15 protein-coding genes are annotated in these 14,783 nt (G+C 46.8%); 2 read left to right on the forward strand and 13 right to left on the reverse strand.

Translation table 11 applies throughout. From position 1 onward, the window contains the following. Positions 1-136: 136 nt before the first annotated feature. Positions 137-1,411, forward strand: a complete 1,275-nt coding sequence (locus ACZOTW_RS03080; RefSeq protein WP_483997452.1) for a hypothetical protein — start codon at positions 137-139, stop codon at positions 1,409-1,411. Between the two features lie 59 nt (positions 1,412-1,470). Here the strand turns inward: ACZOTW_RS03080 and ACZOTW_RS03085 are convergent, their stop codons facing one another. The 5 genes from ACZOTW_RS03085 to cdd are packed head-to-tail and all read right to left on the reverse strand — an operon-like array spanning position 1,471 to position 6,627. Continuing rightward, positions 1,471-2,976 (reverse strand): UDP-glucose--hexose-1-phosphate uridylyltransferase, encoded by a 1,506-nt coding sequence (locus ACZOTW_RS03085; RefSeq protein ID WP_483997453.1) that lies wholly within the window; start codon positions 2,974-2,976, stop codon positions 1,471-1,473. Positions 2,977-2,990: 14 nt separating this feature from the next. Continuing rightward, positions 2,991-3,965, reverse strand: coding sequence for a UDP-glucose 4-epimerase GalE (gene galE, locus ACZOTW_RS03090; protein ID WP_177748856.1), 975 nt, complete (start codon positions 3,963-3,965; stop codon positions 2,991-2,993). 57 nt (positions 3,966-4,022) lie between these two features. Beyond that, positions 4,023-5,195 carry a galactokinase gene (locus tag ACZOTW_RS03095; RefSeq protein WP_428038321.1) on the reverse strand — a complete coding sequence of 391 codons (1,173 nt, stop codon included), beginning with the start codon at positions 5,193-5,195 and terminating at the stop codon, positions 4,023-4,025. A 30-nt stretch (positions 5,196-5,225) separates the two neighbouring features. Then, the gene (locus tag ACZOTW_RS03100) at positions 5,226-6,164 is read right to left on the reverse strand and encodes an aldose epimerase family protein (protein WP_483997454.1); all 939 of its coding nucleotides are present in this window, start codon (positions 6,162-6,164) and stop codon (positions 5,226-5,228) included. Positions 6,165-6,192: 28 nt separating this feature from the next. Further along, positions 6,193-6,627, reverse strand: coding sequence for a cytidine deaminase (gene cdd / locus ACZOTW_RS03105; RefSeq protein ID WP_177748862.1), 435 nt, complete (start codon positions 6,625-6,627; stop codon positions 6,193-6,195). Between the two features lie 78 nt (positions 6,628-6,705). Between cdd and ACZOTW_RS03110 the strand changes: the two genes are divergently transcribed. Next, positions 6,706-7,308: a GDSL-type esterase/lipase family protein gene (locus ACZOTW_RS03110; RefSeq protein ID WP_483997455.1), complete on the forward strand. Its 603-nt coding sequence runs from the start codon at positions 6,706-6,708 to the stop codon at positions 7,306-7,308. Here the strand turns inward: ACZOTW_RS03110 and ACZOTW_RS03115 are convergent, their stop codons facing one another. The 8 genes from ACZOTW_RS03115 to ACZOTW_RS03150 all read right to left on the reverse strand — a co-directional run bounded on the left by ACZOTW_RS03115 (position 7,309) and on the right by ACZOTW_RS03150 (position 14,783). Then, positions 7,309-7,833 carry a hypothetical protein gene (locus tag ACZOTW_RS03115; RefSeq protein ID WP_483997456.1) on the reverse strand — a complete coding sequence of 175 codons (525 nt, stop codon included), beginning with the start codon at positions 7,831-7,833 and terminating at the stop codon, positions 7,309-7,311. Positions 7,834-7,925: 92 nt separating this feature from the next. Then, entirely contained in the window at positions 7,926-9,221 is a 1,296-nt protein-coding gene (gene rimO, locus ACZOTW_RS03120; RefSeq protein WP_483997457.1) for a 30S ribosomal protein S12 methylthiotransferase RimO, read from the reverse strand. Positions 9,222-9,249: 28 nt separating this feature from the next. Continuing rightward, positions 9,250-10,629, reverse strand: a complete 1,380-nt coding sequence (locus ACZOTW_RS03125) for a TrkH family potassium uptake protein (RefSeq protein ID WP_483997458.1) — start codon at positions 10,627-10,629, stop codon at positions 9,250-9,252. Positions 10,630-10,939: 310 nt separating this feature from the next. Beyond that, positions 10,940-11,956, reverse strand: coding sequence for an SPFH domain-containing protein (locus tag ACZOTW_RS03130; RefSeq protein WP_428038315.1), 1,017 nt, complete (start codon positions 11,954-11,956; stop codon positions 10,940-10,942). Positions 11,957-12,003: 47 nt separating this feature from the next. Then, positions 12,004-12,429 carry an NfeD family protein gene (locus ACZOTW_RS03135; protein ID WP_428039949.1) on the reverse strand — a complete coding sequence of 142 codons (426 nt, stop codon included), beginning with the start codon at positions 12,427-12,429 and terminating at the stop codon, positions 12,004-12,006. A 16-nt stretch (positions 12,430-12,445) separates the two neighbouring features. Further along, positions 12,446-13,291: a transglutaminase family protein gene (locus ACZOTW_RS03140; protein ID WP_483997459.1), complete on the reverse strand. Its 846-nt coding sequence runs from the start codon at positions 13,289-13,291 to the stop codon at positions 12,446-12,448. A gap of 157 nt (positions 13,292-13,448) precedes the next feature. Beyond that, positions 13,449-14,084 (reverse strand): YiaD family glycine zipper/OmpA-like lipoprotein, encoded by a 636-nt coding sequence (locus tag ACZOTW_RS03145; protein ID WP_177748879.1) that lies wholly within the window; start codon positions 14,082-14,084, stop codon positions 13,449-13,451. A gap of 144 nt (positions 14,085-14,228) precedes the next feature. Further along, entirely contained in the window at positions 14,229-14,783 is a 555-nt protein-coding gene (locus ACZOTW_RS03150; protein ID WP_428055475.1) for an OmpA family protein, read from the reverse strand.

Below are 14,783 nucleotides of genomic sequence, written 5' to 3' on the forward strand. Positions count from 1 at the left end.
GGGGTTGTTTTCGTTTTTTTTTTTTTGTTAAAATGAAGACATTGAGTATCGGCTGTACCCGGATGTGTGCGCTGTATAAAAACGTGTATAACAGGCCGTTTTGCTCAAATATAAAAAAGTCAAAAAAGGAGGAAGTATGAAGAAAATTATATTTTTTTCTGCCTCTTTGCTGCTATTTACAGCCGCGAGTGCAGAAGAATTACAGTTTGTAACTACAATATCTCCCCCGGTGGGTAGTTTTGCTCACTTGGACGCGGCGGACTCTACTCACGTAACTACTGCGCCGATACTTAACTTTTGTAATACGCGGTCCAGCGCAGGGAAGATAGCCATCAAAGGGGCGGGAGCGTATTTAAAGCAAATAGATATCCAAAACGGAACTGCCTTGGGCAGTACAAATACCCCGGAATACCGTTTGGGTGAAAAACTGACTATTGAAAATGGCGGAACGGTAACGGCCGGGCGCGTAATGGCTAATCAAGTTACCTTTGACGATACTAACTACCACAAAAGTAATGTAACAAATACGCTTTACGGAAATGATGTAGCCGTAATGGGCGGAAAAACGGACAATATGGAAATTAGTTCCACGGCTAAAATAAACAAAAGTGCGCAAAAGACAGAGAATTTGGGAGTGGAACTCTGGTGGGATAACCAATACAAAAACGATTATGACGCTTCCGGCAACAAGAAAACAAACGGCAAAACTTACACCTCGTTTTTGCTGAAAAGTAAAGGAAGTGTTGACGACTGCACGCCTTATCACTCTGAATATAAAAAAATTACGGAAGAAGAAGCCAAGACCTTGTCGGAAGATGACAACACTAACCTTTGTTACTCCTTCTACGCAAAATTGCAAAAATATACTTGTCCGACTAATTTGACCGAAAAAAAGGAATGTATAGATATTTATAAAGCTCATAGGGCCGGTTCTTCCTATGTAGGCATATATACGGAAAGAGCGCCACAAACGAAATTCAAAGATGACTATGGAACTGAAATTGATTATAAAAGGCGTCCAAGCGGAAGTCGTCCTACTTCTCCAAATGTTATGGAACAGTATTTGCCAAAAGGCATTCTCAGTCAGACCTTTAAAGGGTATATGGAATACTATGATTCATATTCTTGGATGGATTATCCAAAGGGTGTAATCATGAAGTGGGAGGGTATAGGCGGTAACCTGCCTTATGCAGCAGATGTTATACATGATGAGTTTAGGAAAATTTGTAAAGAACGGGCTCCGCTTGAAAGAGAAGAGGGCTACTATCTGATGTATTCGGGTGGTCTTTTTCGTGTGAAAGCACCGGATGGGACCCCGACTAACTATTGGTATGTTATTACTGCCGGGCTGTGTGAGGTCACAAAATCCGACCAATTTTACACGGCAAATGTTACCTGTTGCCCAAAGTAAGGCAATATTTTGGAATAAAGTAAAAACCTCCGCTTTTGCGGAGGTTTTTTACGGTAGTTTTATAACTTTTTGATAAACCTATTAAAGGCATCCTGCCCTTCGGGCGTGCGCTTAAAAACCCCTGCATATTCAAGCCCTTTGGCAAACACTTTTCCCACTTCGCTGTGCAAAATAGTTTGCGTGTTTTGCGGGGTAAAGGTATATCTTTTAAGCAGTTCTTCTGCCCACTCGGCGTGCTTATTTAGCGTGTCGCTCTTTTTTATGGACATTAAATCCCGCTTGATGAGTAAGGGGGCCAAGTCTGCCAGTTCCTTGCCTAACCGTGCCGGCAAAACAGCCAGGCCCATTACCTCAATCAGCCCGATATTTTCCCTTTTGATGTGGTGTACCTCTTGGTGCGGGTGGAAAATGCCGAACGGACATTCCGGCGAGGTGCGGTTATTACGCAGAACAAGGTCTATTTCAAACGCTTTTCCGCGCCGCCGGGCTATCGGTGTAATGGTGTTGTGGGGCGTGGTGTTTGTATGCGCCAAAATAGAGGCTTTTTCGTCGCTGTAAGCGCGCCATTTTTTAAGGATGTATCCGCTTGCTTCTATTAAATCTTTCTTCGTTCCGTTCAGGCGGATAACGCTCATCGGCCATTTGACGATGCCTGCTTTCACGCGCGGAAATTTCTTCATTTTAAAGGTCCTGTCCACGGGGGCCTTTTCCATAGCAAAGGTATATCGCCCGCCCTGAAAGTGGTCGTGCGTTAAAATAGACCCGCCGACGATAGGCAAATCCGCATTGGAACCGATAAAATAATGGGGTAAAAATTCCACAAAATTAAGGAGTCGCGCAAAGGTGGTTTGGGAAATCTTCATCGGTTCGTGATGCGCGGAAAGAAAAATACAATGCTCGTTATAATAAACATACGGGGAGTATTGAAGATACCACGGGTTGCCGTCCTTTAACACATCTAGCGCAATTAAGCGCAGGTTTTGGCGTGCCGGGTGATTAATTCTGCCGGCGTAGCCCTCGTTTTCCTTGCACAGCAGGCATAGCGGATAGGCGGAAGGTTTGGCTTGTAAAGCGGCGGCAATGTCTTGGGGGCTCTTTTCGGGCTTGGACATATTGATAGTGATGTCCAGCGTGCCGTACGGGGTGCGCGTTTTCCAAACTTGGTTTTTAGCCACGCGGTTGGTGCGGATATAGTCCAAAGCCCGGGCGTCGTGATAAAACTTATCGGTGGCGGATTTGGGGCTTTTTTTGTGCAGTTTAAAAAACTCGTCCGTAACTGCCGAGGGTAAACCGGCAAAAACACCCATTAGTTTCGTATCAAACAAATCGCGCATCGTAACCGTATCGGGCGAAATAAGGCCGTTTTGGGCGGCCCAGTTGCAGATGTTGTTTAAAATTTCGCACGGAAATTTGGGAGTTTTGCCCTTAAAGCCGCTGGGGATGTATTCGTCCAGGTGCAGGAGCGATAATAATTGGTTTACCGCCCACGCACGGTCGCGCGGCGCGAGCAGTTTTTCGTTGATTGCGTAGGTAATTAATTGGTCAATCAGTAAATTGATATCCATAGATATAAAAACTCCTAATATTTGCGGTGTTGTTCCCAGTTCCAAGCGGTTTCAATAATGCGGGTTAAGTTATACTGTGGTTTCCAGCCCAGTATGCGTTCGGCCTTGGCACTGTCCGCCACCAAAACGGCAGGGTCTCCGTCGCGGCGGGGGGCCTTTTCTACCGTAAAGTCTATACCTGTAATGCGTTTCGCCTCTTTGACGATTTCCGCCACGGAGAATCCGTTTCCGCTTCCCAGGTTAAAGCGTTCGCTGACGTTATCTTTGAACATTTTTTCAAGTGCTAAAATATGGGCGCGGGCCAAATCGTTAACGTGCACATAATCGCGCACACAGGTACCGTCCGGCGTTGGGTAGTCCGTACCGAACATTTTGATAGAAGCGCGTTTGCCTGCGGCGGCTTGCAACACAATGGGAATTAAATGTGTTTCGGGATTGTGTGATTCGCCGATTTCGCCCGAATCATCAGCACCGCTTGCGTTAAAATAGCGCAAGGCGGTAGCCTTTAAGCCGTAGGCGGTGTCAAAGTCCGCGAGTATTTTCTCCACCATTAATTTGGTGTTGCCATAGGGGTTAATGGGGTTTTGCGGGTGCGATTCGTCAATTTTGGGGCGGATAGGCTCGCCAAAGGTGGCCGCCGTAGAGGAAAACACAAAGTATTTGATATCGTTTTCCACCAACGCGTCCAGCAAATCCAGCACCTTGGCTACGTTGTTGTGGTAATATTTGGAAGGCTCCTTGACGCTTTCGCCCACTTCGGCAAATGCGGCAAAGTGCATTACCGCCTCTATACCGTATTTTTTAAATACTTCGGTTAATCGGGCTTTATCGCCCAAGTCGCCCAGTTCAAAGGGATAGTTGGCTACGGCTTCTCTGTGCCCTTTGGAAAGATTATCAAATACGACAGGATTATATCCCTGTTTGGCGAGCATCCGCACCATATGGGAGCCAATGTAACCTGCCCCGCCGATTACTAAAATATTTTTCATAAATTGTCCTCCAATCAAATAGGTATAGCCGAGGTGCTTTTTTGTCGGCGTAAAAATTTAATACATCTTTTCTTCTTGCCGCGCCGGACCGCCGACGGAAGCAATATAAAAATCTGCTTGGAGCCCTGTTTTTTCGCGGTAGATTTTGCCCACGTTATCAATAAAATGTTTTACGTCGGCATCTTGCACCAGTGCAATTGCGCAGCCGCCAAAGCCTGCACCGGTCATTCTCGCACCCAATACGCCCGGCTGTTGCCAAGCGGCTTCGGCCAAGGTGTCCAGTTCTTTTCCGGTTACTTCGTAATCGTCGCGCAAGGAAATGTGGGACTCGTTCATCAGTTTTCCAAAGGTTTTTAAGTCGCCCGCCTTTAAGCGTTCCACGGCCTGTAAAGTCCGTTGGTTTTCGTACACGGCGTGTTTGGCGCGTTTTCTGTCGGTCGGGTTTGTGATTAACTCTTTGTTTTTTTCAAACTCGTCTATGGATAAGTCGCCCAACGATTTAATTGGCAGTTTGCGTTGCAGTTCCTTTAAGGCGCGTTCGCACTCGCTGCGGCGTTCGTTATATTTGGAATCGGCCAATTCGCGGCGTTTATTGGTGTTCATAATTACGATAGACACGCCCTTTAAATCCAGCGGGGCATATTCGTAATTTAGCGTATTGCAATCCAAAAGCACCGCGCAGCCCTCTTTGCCCATACCGATAGCAAACTGGTCCATAATGCCGCAGTTCATCCCTACAAATTTATTTTCGGCCTCTTGGCAAAATTTCACCAGTTCCACTTGCGGGATATAGAGGTTAAAAACCTTGTTCATCGCTACGGCGGTAGCCAGTTCTATGGACGCGGAGGACGACAATCCTGCTCCGTTGGGGATATCTCCCCAGAACATCAGTTCAAAGCCTTGATTAATATTATAGCCGTGGTTTTGCAGGGTTTTGATGACCCCCAGCGGGTAATTGGCCCAGTCTTGTTTTTTATCGTAGGAAATGGCGGATAAATCAGCATCTATAATGCCCTTTTCGGGAAAATTTAACGAATAAAGACGTACTTTTTTATCGTCGCGTTTGCAGAATACACAATGCGTACCGAACGAGAGCGCGCACGGAAAAACGTGCCCGCCGTTGTAGTCGGTATGTTCGCCGATTAAATTTACGCGCCCCGGAGCAAAAAAATATAATTTTTCTTTCTTAAACACTTCGTTGAATTTACTTCTTAAAGCCAGTTGGTTCATATTTATCCCCTTGGCGCATAAGCGCCTGTTTTAAAGCACAGTCATTTTTAATTTCCAAACAAATTTGTCTTTGGGTTCTATTACGGCAGTACGGCGCAGTTTGTTGGCGACGTACAAATCGTCAAACTCGCCCGTGCAGGGTTCCAAGGCGATATTATAGTCTCCGCGGTAGCCTCCTTGGGTTTTCCATACGCCCAAATAAGGTATTTTTTTGCCGTCGTAATCGTAGCGGAGTTTTTCGCCGGTGTCGGTGTGTTCAATGGAGCACCAGCCGGCCAAGTTAAGGGCGGTAAAATAAAATTTTTCGCAGTTGCACGCGCTCGCCGGTTCGGTGGCGGCGAGGTCAATCGTTTTCCCGTGTATATCAGTAGTAATCGGGTAAGAATGGCGCGAACCCCAAACGCCCAAGTGCTGGGTGGAGTGTTCCACCGTCATAACTTGGGTTAAATTTTCCGGTACGATAATGCGCGTGGCAGGGGAACAGGCCAGCAGGCAGTGCGGTGTCCAAATAAATTTAAATTCCTCGCACGAGGTATTTTCCACCTCATATTCAAAGGTAATTTCGTTGTTGTTTAACGTGGTCCGGCGGGAAAAAATATACGGGAAAATTTTGCTCTCTGTGAACGCTTTTACCGATTTCCCGTCCGGCGAGGCTATGCCCTCCCAGGGGAGGGTCCACAGTTCGCCGTGGTCCGGCACGGGTAAGCCTTTATAGGGGCCGTCCGGGTACGGACAGGCATCAATAGAGGGGAACACTTCGTCAAAGCCGCTGGAATCATACGCGGAGAACGGCGCGCCGTATTCCGGTATGCGCAGGGTATTTTCCGGGGATTGGAACAACCACTCCCGCCCTGTTTTCTTGCTGAGTAAACTGGCTAATTTAAACCCGTACCCGGGCAGAAAAGTCAGGCGCAGTATTTCATTTTCCAGCACAAGGGCAGAAAGCCCTTTATAGACGGCTTCGGTCATAAGGTTCCCCCAGTGTGTAAAAGCGGAATTATTTTTCCGTAAATTTATCAAACGGATAAGGCATAATTTCGCGCAGTTGCTTTTTGTAGGCAACGCGTTTGGTTCCGTTTAATACGGCAATATATATCGGCGTATCGGGCGCCATAAATTCGCTCATTACCTGACGGCACGCGCCGCAAGGCGAGTTAAACGTCAGCCCGGGCAATTTTTGCGTAATGAGGGCTAATGCCCGGAAACGGCGTTTGCCCGCGCCGACAGCCGCGAATATCGCGTTGCGTTCGGCACATACAGTCAGCCCGTAGGAAGCGTTTTCAATATTGGTGCCTGCGAAGATATGATTATCCTCCGTAAGCACGGCCGCCCCTACTTTAAATTTAGAGTAGGGCGAGTAGGAATTTTCCCGCGCGTTCTGCGCGGCGTCTAACAGATTTTTTTCTTCGTCTTTGCTCAGCGGTATTCTCATACTCTTATTCTATAATAAAGTAACAAAAAGTCAACCCTTTTTTTGTACGCGCGTACGGCGCTTTGTTATAATAAGAGTATGAAAAAAGCATTTTTTATTTGTTTACTGGCGGGGGCGGCTTATTGGTTTTTTATGACACCGAAAACGGAAATCAAAAATTTGCATAACCCCGGGCTGACGGTGGTGGCATTTGGCGACAGTTTGACGGCAGGATACGGCGCGGGTAGGGATAATTCTTATCCCAGCGTGCTTGCTAAAAAAATTAGCCGCCCGGTGGTGAATTTGGGCCTTTCTGGCGATACGGGCGCGGCGGCACCGGTGCGCCTGGACAAAGTGATGGAACAAAACCCGTATATGGTGTTAATTGAGTTCGGCGGAAATGATTTTATGCGTGGGGTGGGGTTGGACGAAACGGAAAAATCTATCCGTCAAATTGTCGCTGCGGTGCAACAGTACGGAGCCATAGCCGTTATTGTGGATACAGGTGGATATTCTCAAATGGCACGCTACACCAAACTGTATAAACAAATTGCACGCGAAACCGGCGCTGTGTTTGTGCCGGGTATTTTAGATGGTATTTTTCACCAAAATAAATATAAAGCGGACCAAATACATCCTAATGCCGCCGGGTATGAAATCGTTGCTGAGCGGGTGCACAAGGTTATTAAACCATATTTGTAATTAAATAAACGGATTATAGGCCCATTGGAGAAGGGCTTGCCGCTGTCTTGGACGGCAAGACAGGTCTGCCGGGAGACAATTTTTTTCTACTTGCGCTAAATGGCGTTTAAAACTTTTCCAACGGGTTATTTGAAGTTCGTCCAAGCCGGCAATTCTCCTTCCCAGCCAATAGCGGCAATACCATTGAAACCAGCCTCGCGGGTCAGGCGGAAAAATCCAGCCGCGTTGTATCCAATCACTTCTATCCAAGCGGGATTTTACTCCAAAACAATTTAGCGTAATATCGGGGCGATTTGGATTTAATTTTGCCTTTTTAAACCACTCTGCCGGAAATTCCTCCGTACAGTCTGTTAAGTAATGTCCTTCAAAAATGCCCATTTCCAACATTTGCCCAGGCGTAAGTTGCGGGGAAAAGGCTAAGTCTGTTCCCGGCGGTTTTTGCAGCACATAGGAATAATGAGTTTGCATTTTATCGTGTACCGTAATTTTATGACCGGGTACATATAGGGAAAGTTTTTTTTGCATAAGCGGCTCCTTATTTTAGAATAATAAAAAGCACACTTTTGGGCAGAGGAAAAAAAGGGTTAAAAAACCCCGGAAATACCGGGGCGTTTAATTTACTTTTTGATGATTTTTAGGGGTTCCAGTACGCGGTCGTATCCTTCGGCTGCTACAATACGTCCTTTGAAGATGCTCCCGGGCGTAACGGGTTTTGTAAAGGTTACCCGTCCGTCAATATCCGGCGCATCTTTATAAGTGCGCCCAAAATCAGCGCCGTCCGCAACGGCTTCCAATTCGGAGCCTATCAGGTTTTTGTTGATTTTATCAATTACGCGGCTTTGCACTTCTTCCAATTCCCGCGCCCGGCGGTGCTTTATACTGGCGGGAATTTGTTTCATCTCATAGGCCGCTGTACCCTTTTCGCGGAAATATTCAAATACACCCATATTGTCAAACTCATATTCGCGGACAAAATCTTTTAATTCTTCAAAATCTTGCTCCGTTTCTTCCGGAAAACCTACAATAAAGTTTGTGCGCAGGGATACGTCGGGGATTTCCTTTTTAAGCATATCCAGCGTGGCACGCACTTTTTTCCCGTCGCATTGGCGTTTCATATTTTTTAGCACCGGGTCCGCAATATGCTGCAAAGGAATATCTACATAATGAAAAATTTTTTCTTCTCCGGCAATTAATTGCGCCAGTTCACGCGTAACCATATTGGGATATGCGTACATAATACGCAAACGGCCCAGCCCGCGGATTTTTAATAACTTTTTAAGCAGTTCCGTCAGTTGCGGCTTTTTATACAAATCAATTCCGTATGAGGTGGTATCTTGTGCAATCAGCGAAATTTCCTTCACGCCGTTTTGGGTCATCAGGCGCGCTTCCTGCACGACTTGTTCCATCGGTTTTGAACGGTACGCCCCACGGATAAAAGGAATAGTGCAATAAGCGCAGCGGTAGTTGCACCCGTCGGCAATTTTTAAATAACCGGTGTGCGTGGCCGTTAGGCTCATTTTGTATTCGGGGATATACAAGGCATTTGCCAAAGATTCTAAAAACAGGCCGTTTTGACCAATAATATCCTCTACGTGTTCCTGCGCGGCAATAGAAAACACTAAATCGGCTTCCGGAAAGTCTTTTGCCATTTTTTCTTTGTAGCGGTCCACCATACAGCCGGTAACGGCTACACGTTTGATTTTGCCCTCTTTTTTCAGTTCCAGCGCGCGGCGTATTTCGGACGTGCCTTCTTTGACGGCGGAGGAAATAAATCCGCAGGTGTTAATAATAACGGTGTCGGCTTCTTCTGGCGAGAATACGAGTTCGTGCCCGTTGGCTAAAAGCCGGGCGGAAAATTCTTCACTATTGGTTAAGTTTTTGGGGCAACCCAAACTGATAAGATAAAATTTCATACTTATATTTTACTAAATTGGCCCTCGGCTAAACGGCCACGTCCTCTTTTTCGGCGGGCTTGTCGTTGTCATCATCGTCATCATTTCCTAAAAGTGCCATACCAAACGTTACTACACCGATACGGCCGATAAGCATTGTGCCGATAATAATCAGTTTGCCCAACCACGAAAGTTGTGCCGTAGCCCCCGTGGATAAACCCGAGGTGCTAAGTGCGGCGGAGGATTCAAATACTAAATCTAAAAATGGCAATTTTTCTGTCCAGGTTAAAAGGAAAATACTGCCAAACAGCATTAAGGCATAGAGTAAAAAAGTAGAGGTGGCGGCATACATCCGCACCAAGGGCAAGCGGCGGCCCATCATTTCCACACGGTCGTGCAGACGCAACCGGTTATACATAATTGCCATTACGCTCACAAAAGCCGTTGTTTTGATACCGCCTGCGGTGCCGGAGGGGGAACCGCCGATGCTCATAAGTAAAATTAAAATAAGTAATGAACACGAGGATAAAATACCAATGTTTACCGTATTAAATCCGGCGGTGGTCATTGCGGCAACAGATTGGAAAAAAGATTCCCAAACGGAAAGCCCCGGCGTGGTTACAAATAGTGTAAATGTACCGAATGCCACCATTACTACGGTGGAAAGGCAAATCAGTTTGGTGGTAAAAGAAATTTCTTTGGTGCGGCGGCAGATAAAGTTGAACAGGTCTGTTACTACGATAAAACCCATAGCCCCCGCTAACATCAGGCACGACATTACCAAGTTAATGGTTTTGCTGTCGGCAAAAGTTTCCAAACTGTTATTCCAAAGAGAAAAACCCGCCGTACAAAAAGCGGAAACGCTGTGGAAAACGCTGTACCAGGCGGCCTGCCAAATAGTATAGTCGTGATGGCGGAAATAATTGAACAAAAAAACGGTTCCGATACTTTCCGCAATAACAGTGAACGCGAGTGCCGCCCACAAAAAGTCGGAAAGTTTTAAGGTATTTGGCAAGGCTACTTCGGCAGACAGGGCATCTTGTTGGCTTTTGCGCAGACGGTGCTTTTGTGAAAAGGACAAATACACAAACGAAGCGAACGTCATATACCCCACGCCTCCTACTTGAATAAGAATTAAGACTACTAATTTGCCTAAAAAGGTATAAGAGTCGGCAAAGTTTACACTGTTAAGCCCGGTCGTGGAAACAGCGGATGCGGCGGTAAAGAGATTATCCAAAAAAGAAACGTGTACCGTGTTCATAAACGGCAAAGAAAGGACAATCCACCCGATAAGCGTGTAGGATAAGACCGTTTGGGCGATGTTTTGGTGCGGAGTGAGGCGCACAAGAAACAACGAGTATTTTTTGAGCGTAATTTTGGTAAATTCTTTTACTTCGGCATATACCTGGTGCCAGTTAATTTTTCCCATAAAATTATTATAGTAAATCCCTGAGGGTGGCTGCTCAATGCGTTGGGTAGCGTTTGGTGGGACCATACACTATTTGTAAAGTTTCTGGCAAATGAAAAGGTAGCACCAGCCGTCATCCCCGAGTGTCTGCCGGCGCGGAGCGTTCGTGGATCTGTCGTGTTGTAAGCAAAAAACAAACAACAAAAACAGATTCCCGACTACGAACTTCGGGAATGACAACTAAAAGGAAAAAGTCCTTACAGACCGTTAGAATAAAAAACACCCCGGAAAAGGTAAATTTCCGGGGGTGATAATCTCTTGCCTGTTAAACTTATTTGGTGGGAACGCCGCCCGTTAAATCTTTGATAGCGGCCACCGCACCCAACACATTGGAGGCTTCGTAAGGCATATAGACGATTTTATTGTCTTTGCCGTCGGTCATTTTAGTTAAGGCTTCAATGTATTTGAGCGAAATCATATAACTGGCCGGGTTGGAAGATTGTGCCACGGTGGCGGCTACAATTTTGACGGATTCGGCTTCCGCCTGGGCCACTTTGATTTTGGCCTCCGCCACACCTTCTGCCTGTAAAATAGCAGATTGTTTCATACCTTCGGCTTTTTTAATTTCGCTTTCGCGTACGGCTTCGGCCTTTAAAATTTGGGCCGTTTTGGTACCTTCGGCTTCTGTTACCATCGCGCGGCGGTCGCGTTCGGCTTTCATTTGTTTTTCCATAGCCTCACGGATAGCGGCGGGGGGGATAATGTCCTGCAATTCTACGCGGTTGACTTTTACACCCCATTTGTTGGACGCATCATCCAAAATTACCTGTAATTTGCTGTTGATAATTTCGCGCGAAGTAAGCGTTTGGTCCAGGTCCATTTCGCCAATGATATTTCTTAACGTGGTTTGGGTTAATTTCTCAATGGCGGTCGGCAACGATTCCACTTTGTAAGCGGCTTTAATCGGGTCCGTGATTTGGAAATACAGCAAAGCGTTAATTTCAATACCCACGTTGTCTTTGGTAATTACGCTCTGGCGCGGAAAGTCATACACCGTTTCGCGCATATCAATCGTGTCGCGCATTTCCATAAACGGTACGGAGCGCGTGCGGCCCGTGGAATCCAAATATTCGCGGCTGTTGCGCCACTCCATTAAGTGCGGCTTATCCATAATCGGGATAATCCAGTTGATGCCCGGGTTTAACGTTTCCAAATATTTCCCGAAACGCTCAATAATAATCACCTGCGCCTGGCGCACAATTACAATGCCCTTGGCGATGATGACGATGACAAAGAAGATAAAGGCAGCCAAAAACACTAGCCCGAAGTTCCCTGCTGTTTCTGTCATAGAATAACTCCTTTTTTTATTTTACGCCCGTGGGCGTTCCTGCCAAATTACTCTTTGCGTACCGTCAAGGTTACGCCGTCTAACTTTTCAACTACGCATTTTGTGCCGGCCGGTAAGGGTTCTTTTGCGGTGGCTTTCCAACTTTCGCCCTCCACTTTTACGCGTCCGGTCTCTTGCAGCGGGTCAATATCCGTTTCCACCACAGCCGGTTTGCCAAGCACGTCCTCGGCCGGGGTTTTAACGTCCTTGGCCTTGCCGTAGAGATGTTTTAAAGCAAAAGGGCGGACACCTATCCAGGTAATGGCGGAAACAGCGGCAAATATACCTACTTGGGCCCATAAACCCAGCCCCAAATAAGCCGCCACGGCGGCCCCTAACAATCCCGTACCCAAGCACGCAAGCGAAAATTCCATAGAAAACATTTCGCCCACAAAACAACCTACGGCAATAATTAGCCATACATAATAGTTCATTTTTCCCTCCTTGGGGTTAGCCCTTGATAATATCCAAATAGCCGCGCAGGAATTTTAGACGCCTTTCATCGCGGAGTTTATTTAAAGCATAAATCATATTGGCGATAAAACGCCGGATAATTAAATGGGATGAAAGCGGTGTTAAGAAGGAATCGTGCCAAGAGAGTTGGCGGAGTTCAATGTATTGGCGGCAGTCGCGCTCGCTTAAAACTTTTCCGTTATCCAACGGGTCAATGAACAAGGCCTCACCCGTAGCAGGATTTTGCAAATTGACGAGTATCCGTCCGGCTAAATCAATCAGGTTTACATCCAGGCCAAAGCGTTGGCCTAATGCCGCATACAGACAAGCCATACATAAGCCGGAGCCGCGTTTTTTGGCTAAAAAACGGGAAAAAGACATATCCTTTACGTCCGCGCTGGCGGACAAGGCAGAAAATTGGCTTACATTAAAAATATAATGACCCAAAATAGCGGCAATTTCCCCATAATTGGCGGCATTTAATAAAGCCGGGCGTAAGTCTTGCGCCATACGGTCTAGCGGCGCGGAAATGTTCCCGCGTGCAGTGGTGGGACTGGTAAACTTGGCAAGTAAGGTGAGACCTTCTTCCAGATCCGGGTTGATTTTGTTGCAGTAGCGCGCCAATGCTTTGGACAGGTCTTCCCAACAGATTTCCTCTAATGCGTGGACGATGGTGCGCGGTGCCGAGGAGTGGAATTCTTCCTGCATTACGCGTTCTACCTGGTCGGGGTTTTGTTTGATAGCGACAGCCAACGCGTCCTTCAAAACGGGGCCGTATGCGTCGCCTTCCGTTTCCAAGAGTTTGATAAGTGCTTTGATGCCGTCGTAACCAAGAATAGTCATATAATAAAAGATAGCAAATTGGGGTTGTTTTTTCTACTGTTTTTTGAAGGGCATTTATTGACGGGGGAAAATATATTCCTTTAAATTTTGCCAACAAAAACCCCTCCCCGGGAATATCCCAAAGGAGGGGCTTTTCAGCAATATCGCTTCAAAAAAGTTATTGGATATCTTTTTCGTTGGCGGTGATTTGCAAGACTACGCGGCGGTTCTGCGCGCGACCGGCAGCGGTAGCGTTGCTGGCAATCGGGTTGGCGGAACCATAGCCCACATAGGTAATGCTCTTGGTCTTTAAACCGCTGCCCAAGAGGAAATCGTACACGGCTTTGGCGCGTTGGGTGGAAAGTTTATTGTTAATAGCAGCCGAACCGGTAGAATCGGTGTATCCCTGTACCACAATGCGGTTTTTGGGATATTTTTTGAACACTCTGTTCAGGTCCGTCAGCGTTTGCATAGAATCGGCGCTGAGTTCGGAACTGCCGGTGGCGAACAAAATATCGTTCTTCAAATAAACTTGAATACCGTTATCGGTCTTGACGACTTCGGCGATTCTGGCCAATTCTTTGGCTTGTTTGTCATAATAATTGCCTAACGCACCGCCAGCAGCCAAGCCGGCAAGCGCACCGTAAATGGCACCGTGTTCGCTCTTGTGGCCCGTATTGTTGGCGATGATAGCACCGGCAGCCGCGCCTACGGCAGCGCCGCCAGCGGCACCCCAAGCGGTTCTTTTGCCGGGAGTCGTGCAGGCCGCGCCGAGTAAAGCGCAAACCGTGCAAAGCAAAATAACTTTCTTCATAATAGGTGTATCTCCTTGTACAACTTTTTTAAAGTAAATATATTTTACTTTTTTTAGCGTTTGCTTCAAAGTATTTTTGGTAAAAAACGCATAAAAATAAAAAGCCCCGCGGGGGCGGGGCTTTTGTCATACAACCGGATAAAACTATTTGATTTCCAATTCCACGCGGCGGTTTTTGGCGCGTCCTTCGCGGGTTTTGTTGGAGGCAATCGGGTTCGCTTCGCCGTAACCGATAAAGGATACATTTTTAGCGGGTACGCCTTCCTTTACGAGTTCCAACGCTACGGCCTTGGCGCGGCGCTGGGAAAGGTCCATGTTGTAATCGGCGGGGCCGAAGGAATCGGTGTAACCGGCTACGCGGACGGTATGATCCGGGTATTTCTTCAAGGCGCGTGCAGTTTGTTTAATGGGTTTTAAAGAGGCGGGGTCAATTTCGTCGCTGTTGTAGCGGAAATTAATCGGTTCTTTATAGGTCAAAACAACGCGGTCTGCCTTGCGGTTGACTTTGGCAACTTCGGTAAAATCTTTGTCGTCCACTACGGTTTTGGCGGGTTTGGCAGTTTCTTTCTTGGGGGCCGGTTTAGCGGCGGCTTGGGTTTGAACGGGCTTTTTAGTGGTTTTGCAGGTGTTTTTTGTGCAAGTGCAATGGCACGCGCCTAAAAATAAAGCAGCGGCCAAGATTGTAACTACTTTTTTCAT

It is taken from the genome of Candidatus Avelusimicrobium sp., from assembly GCF_056976295.1.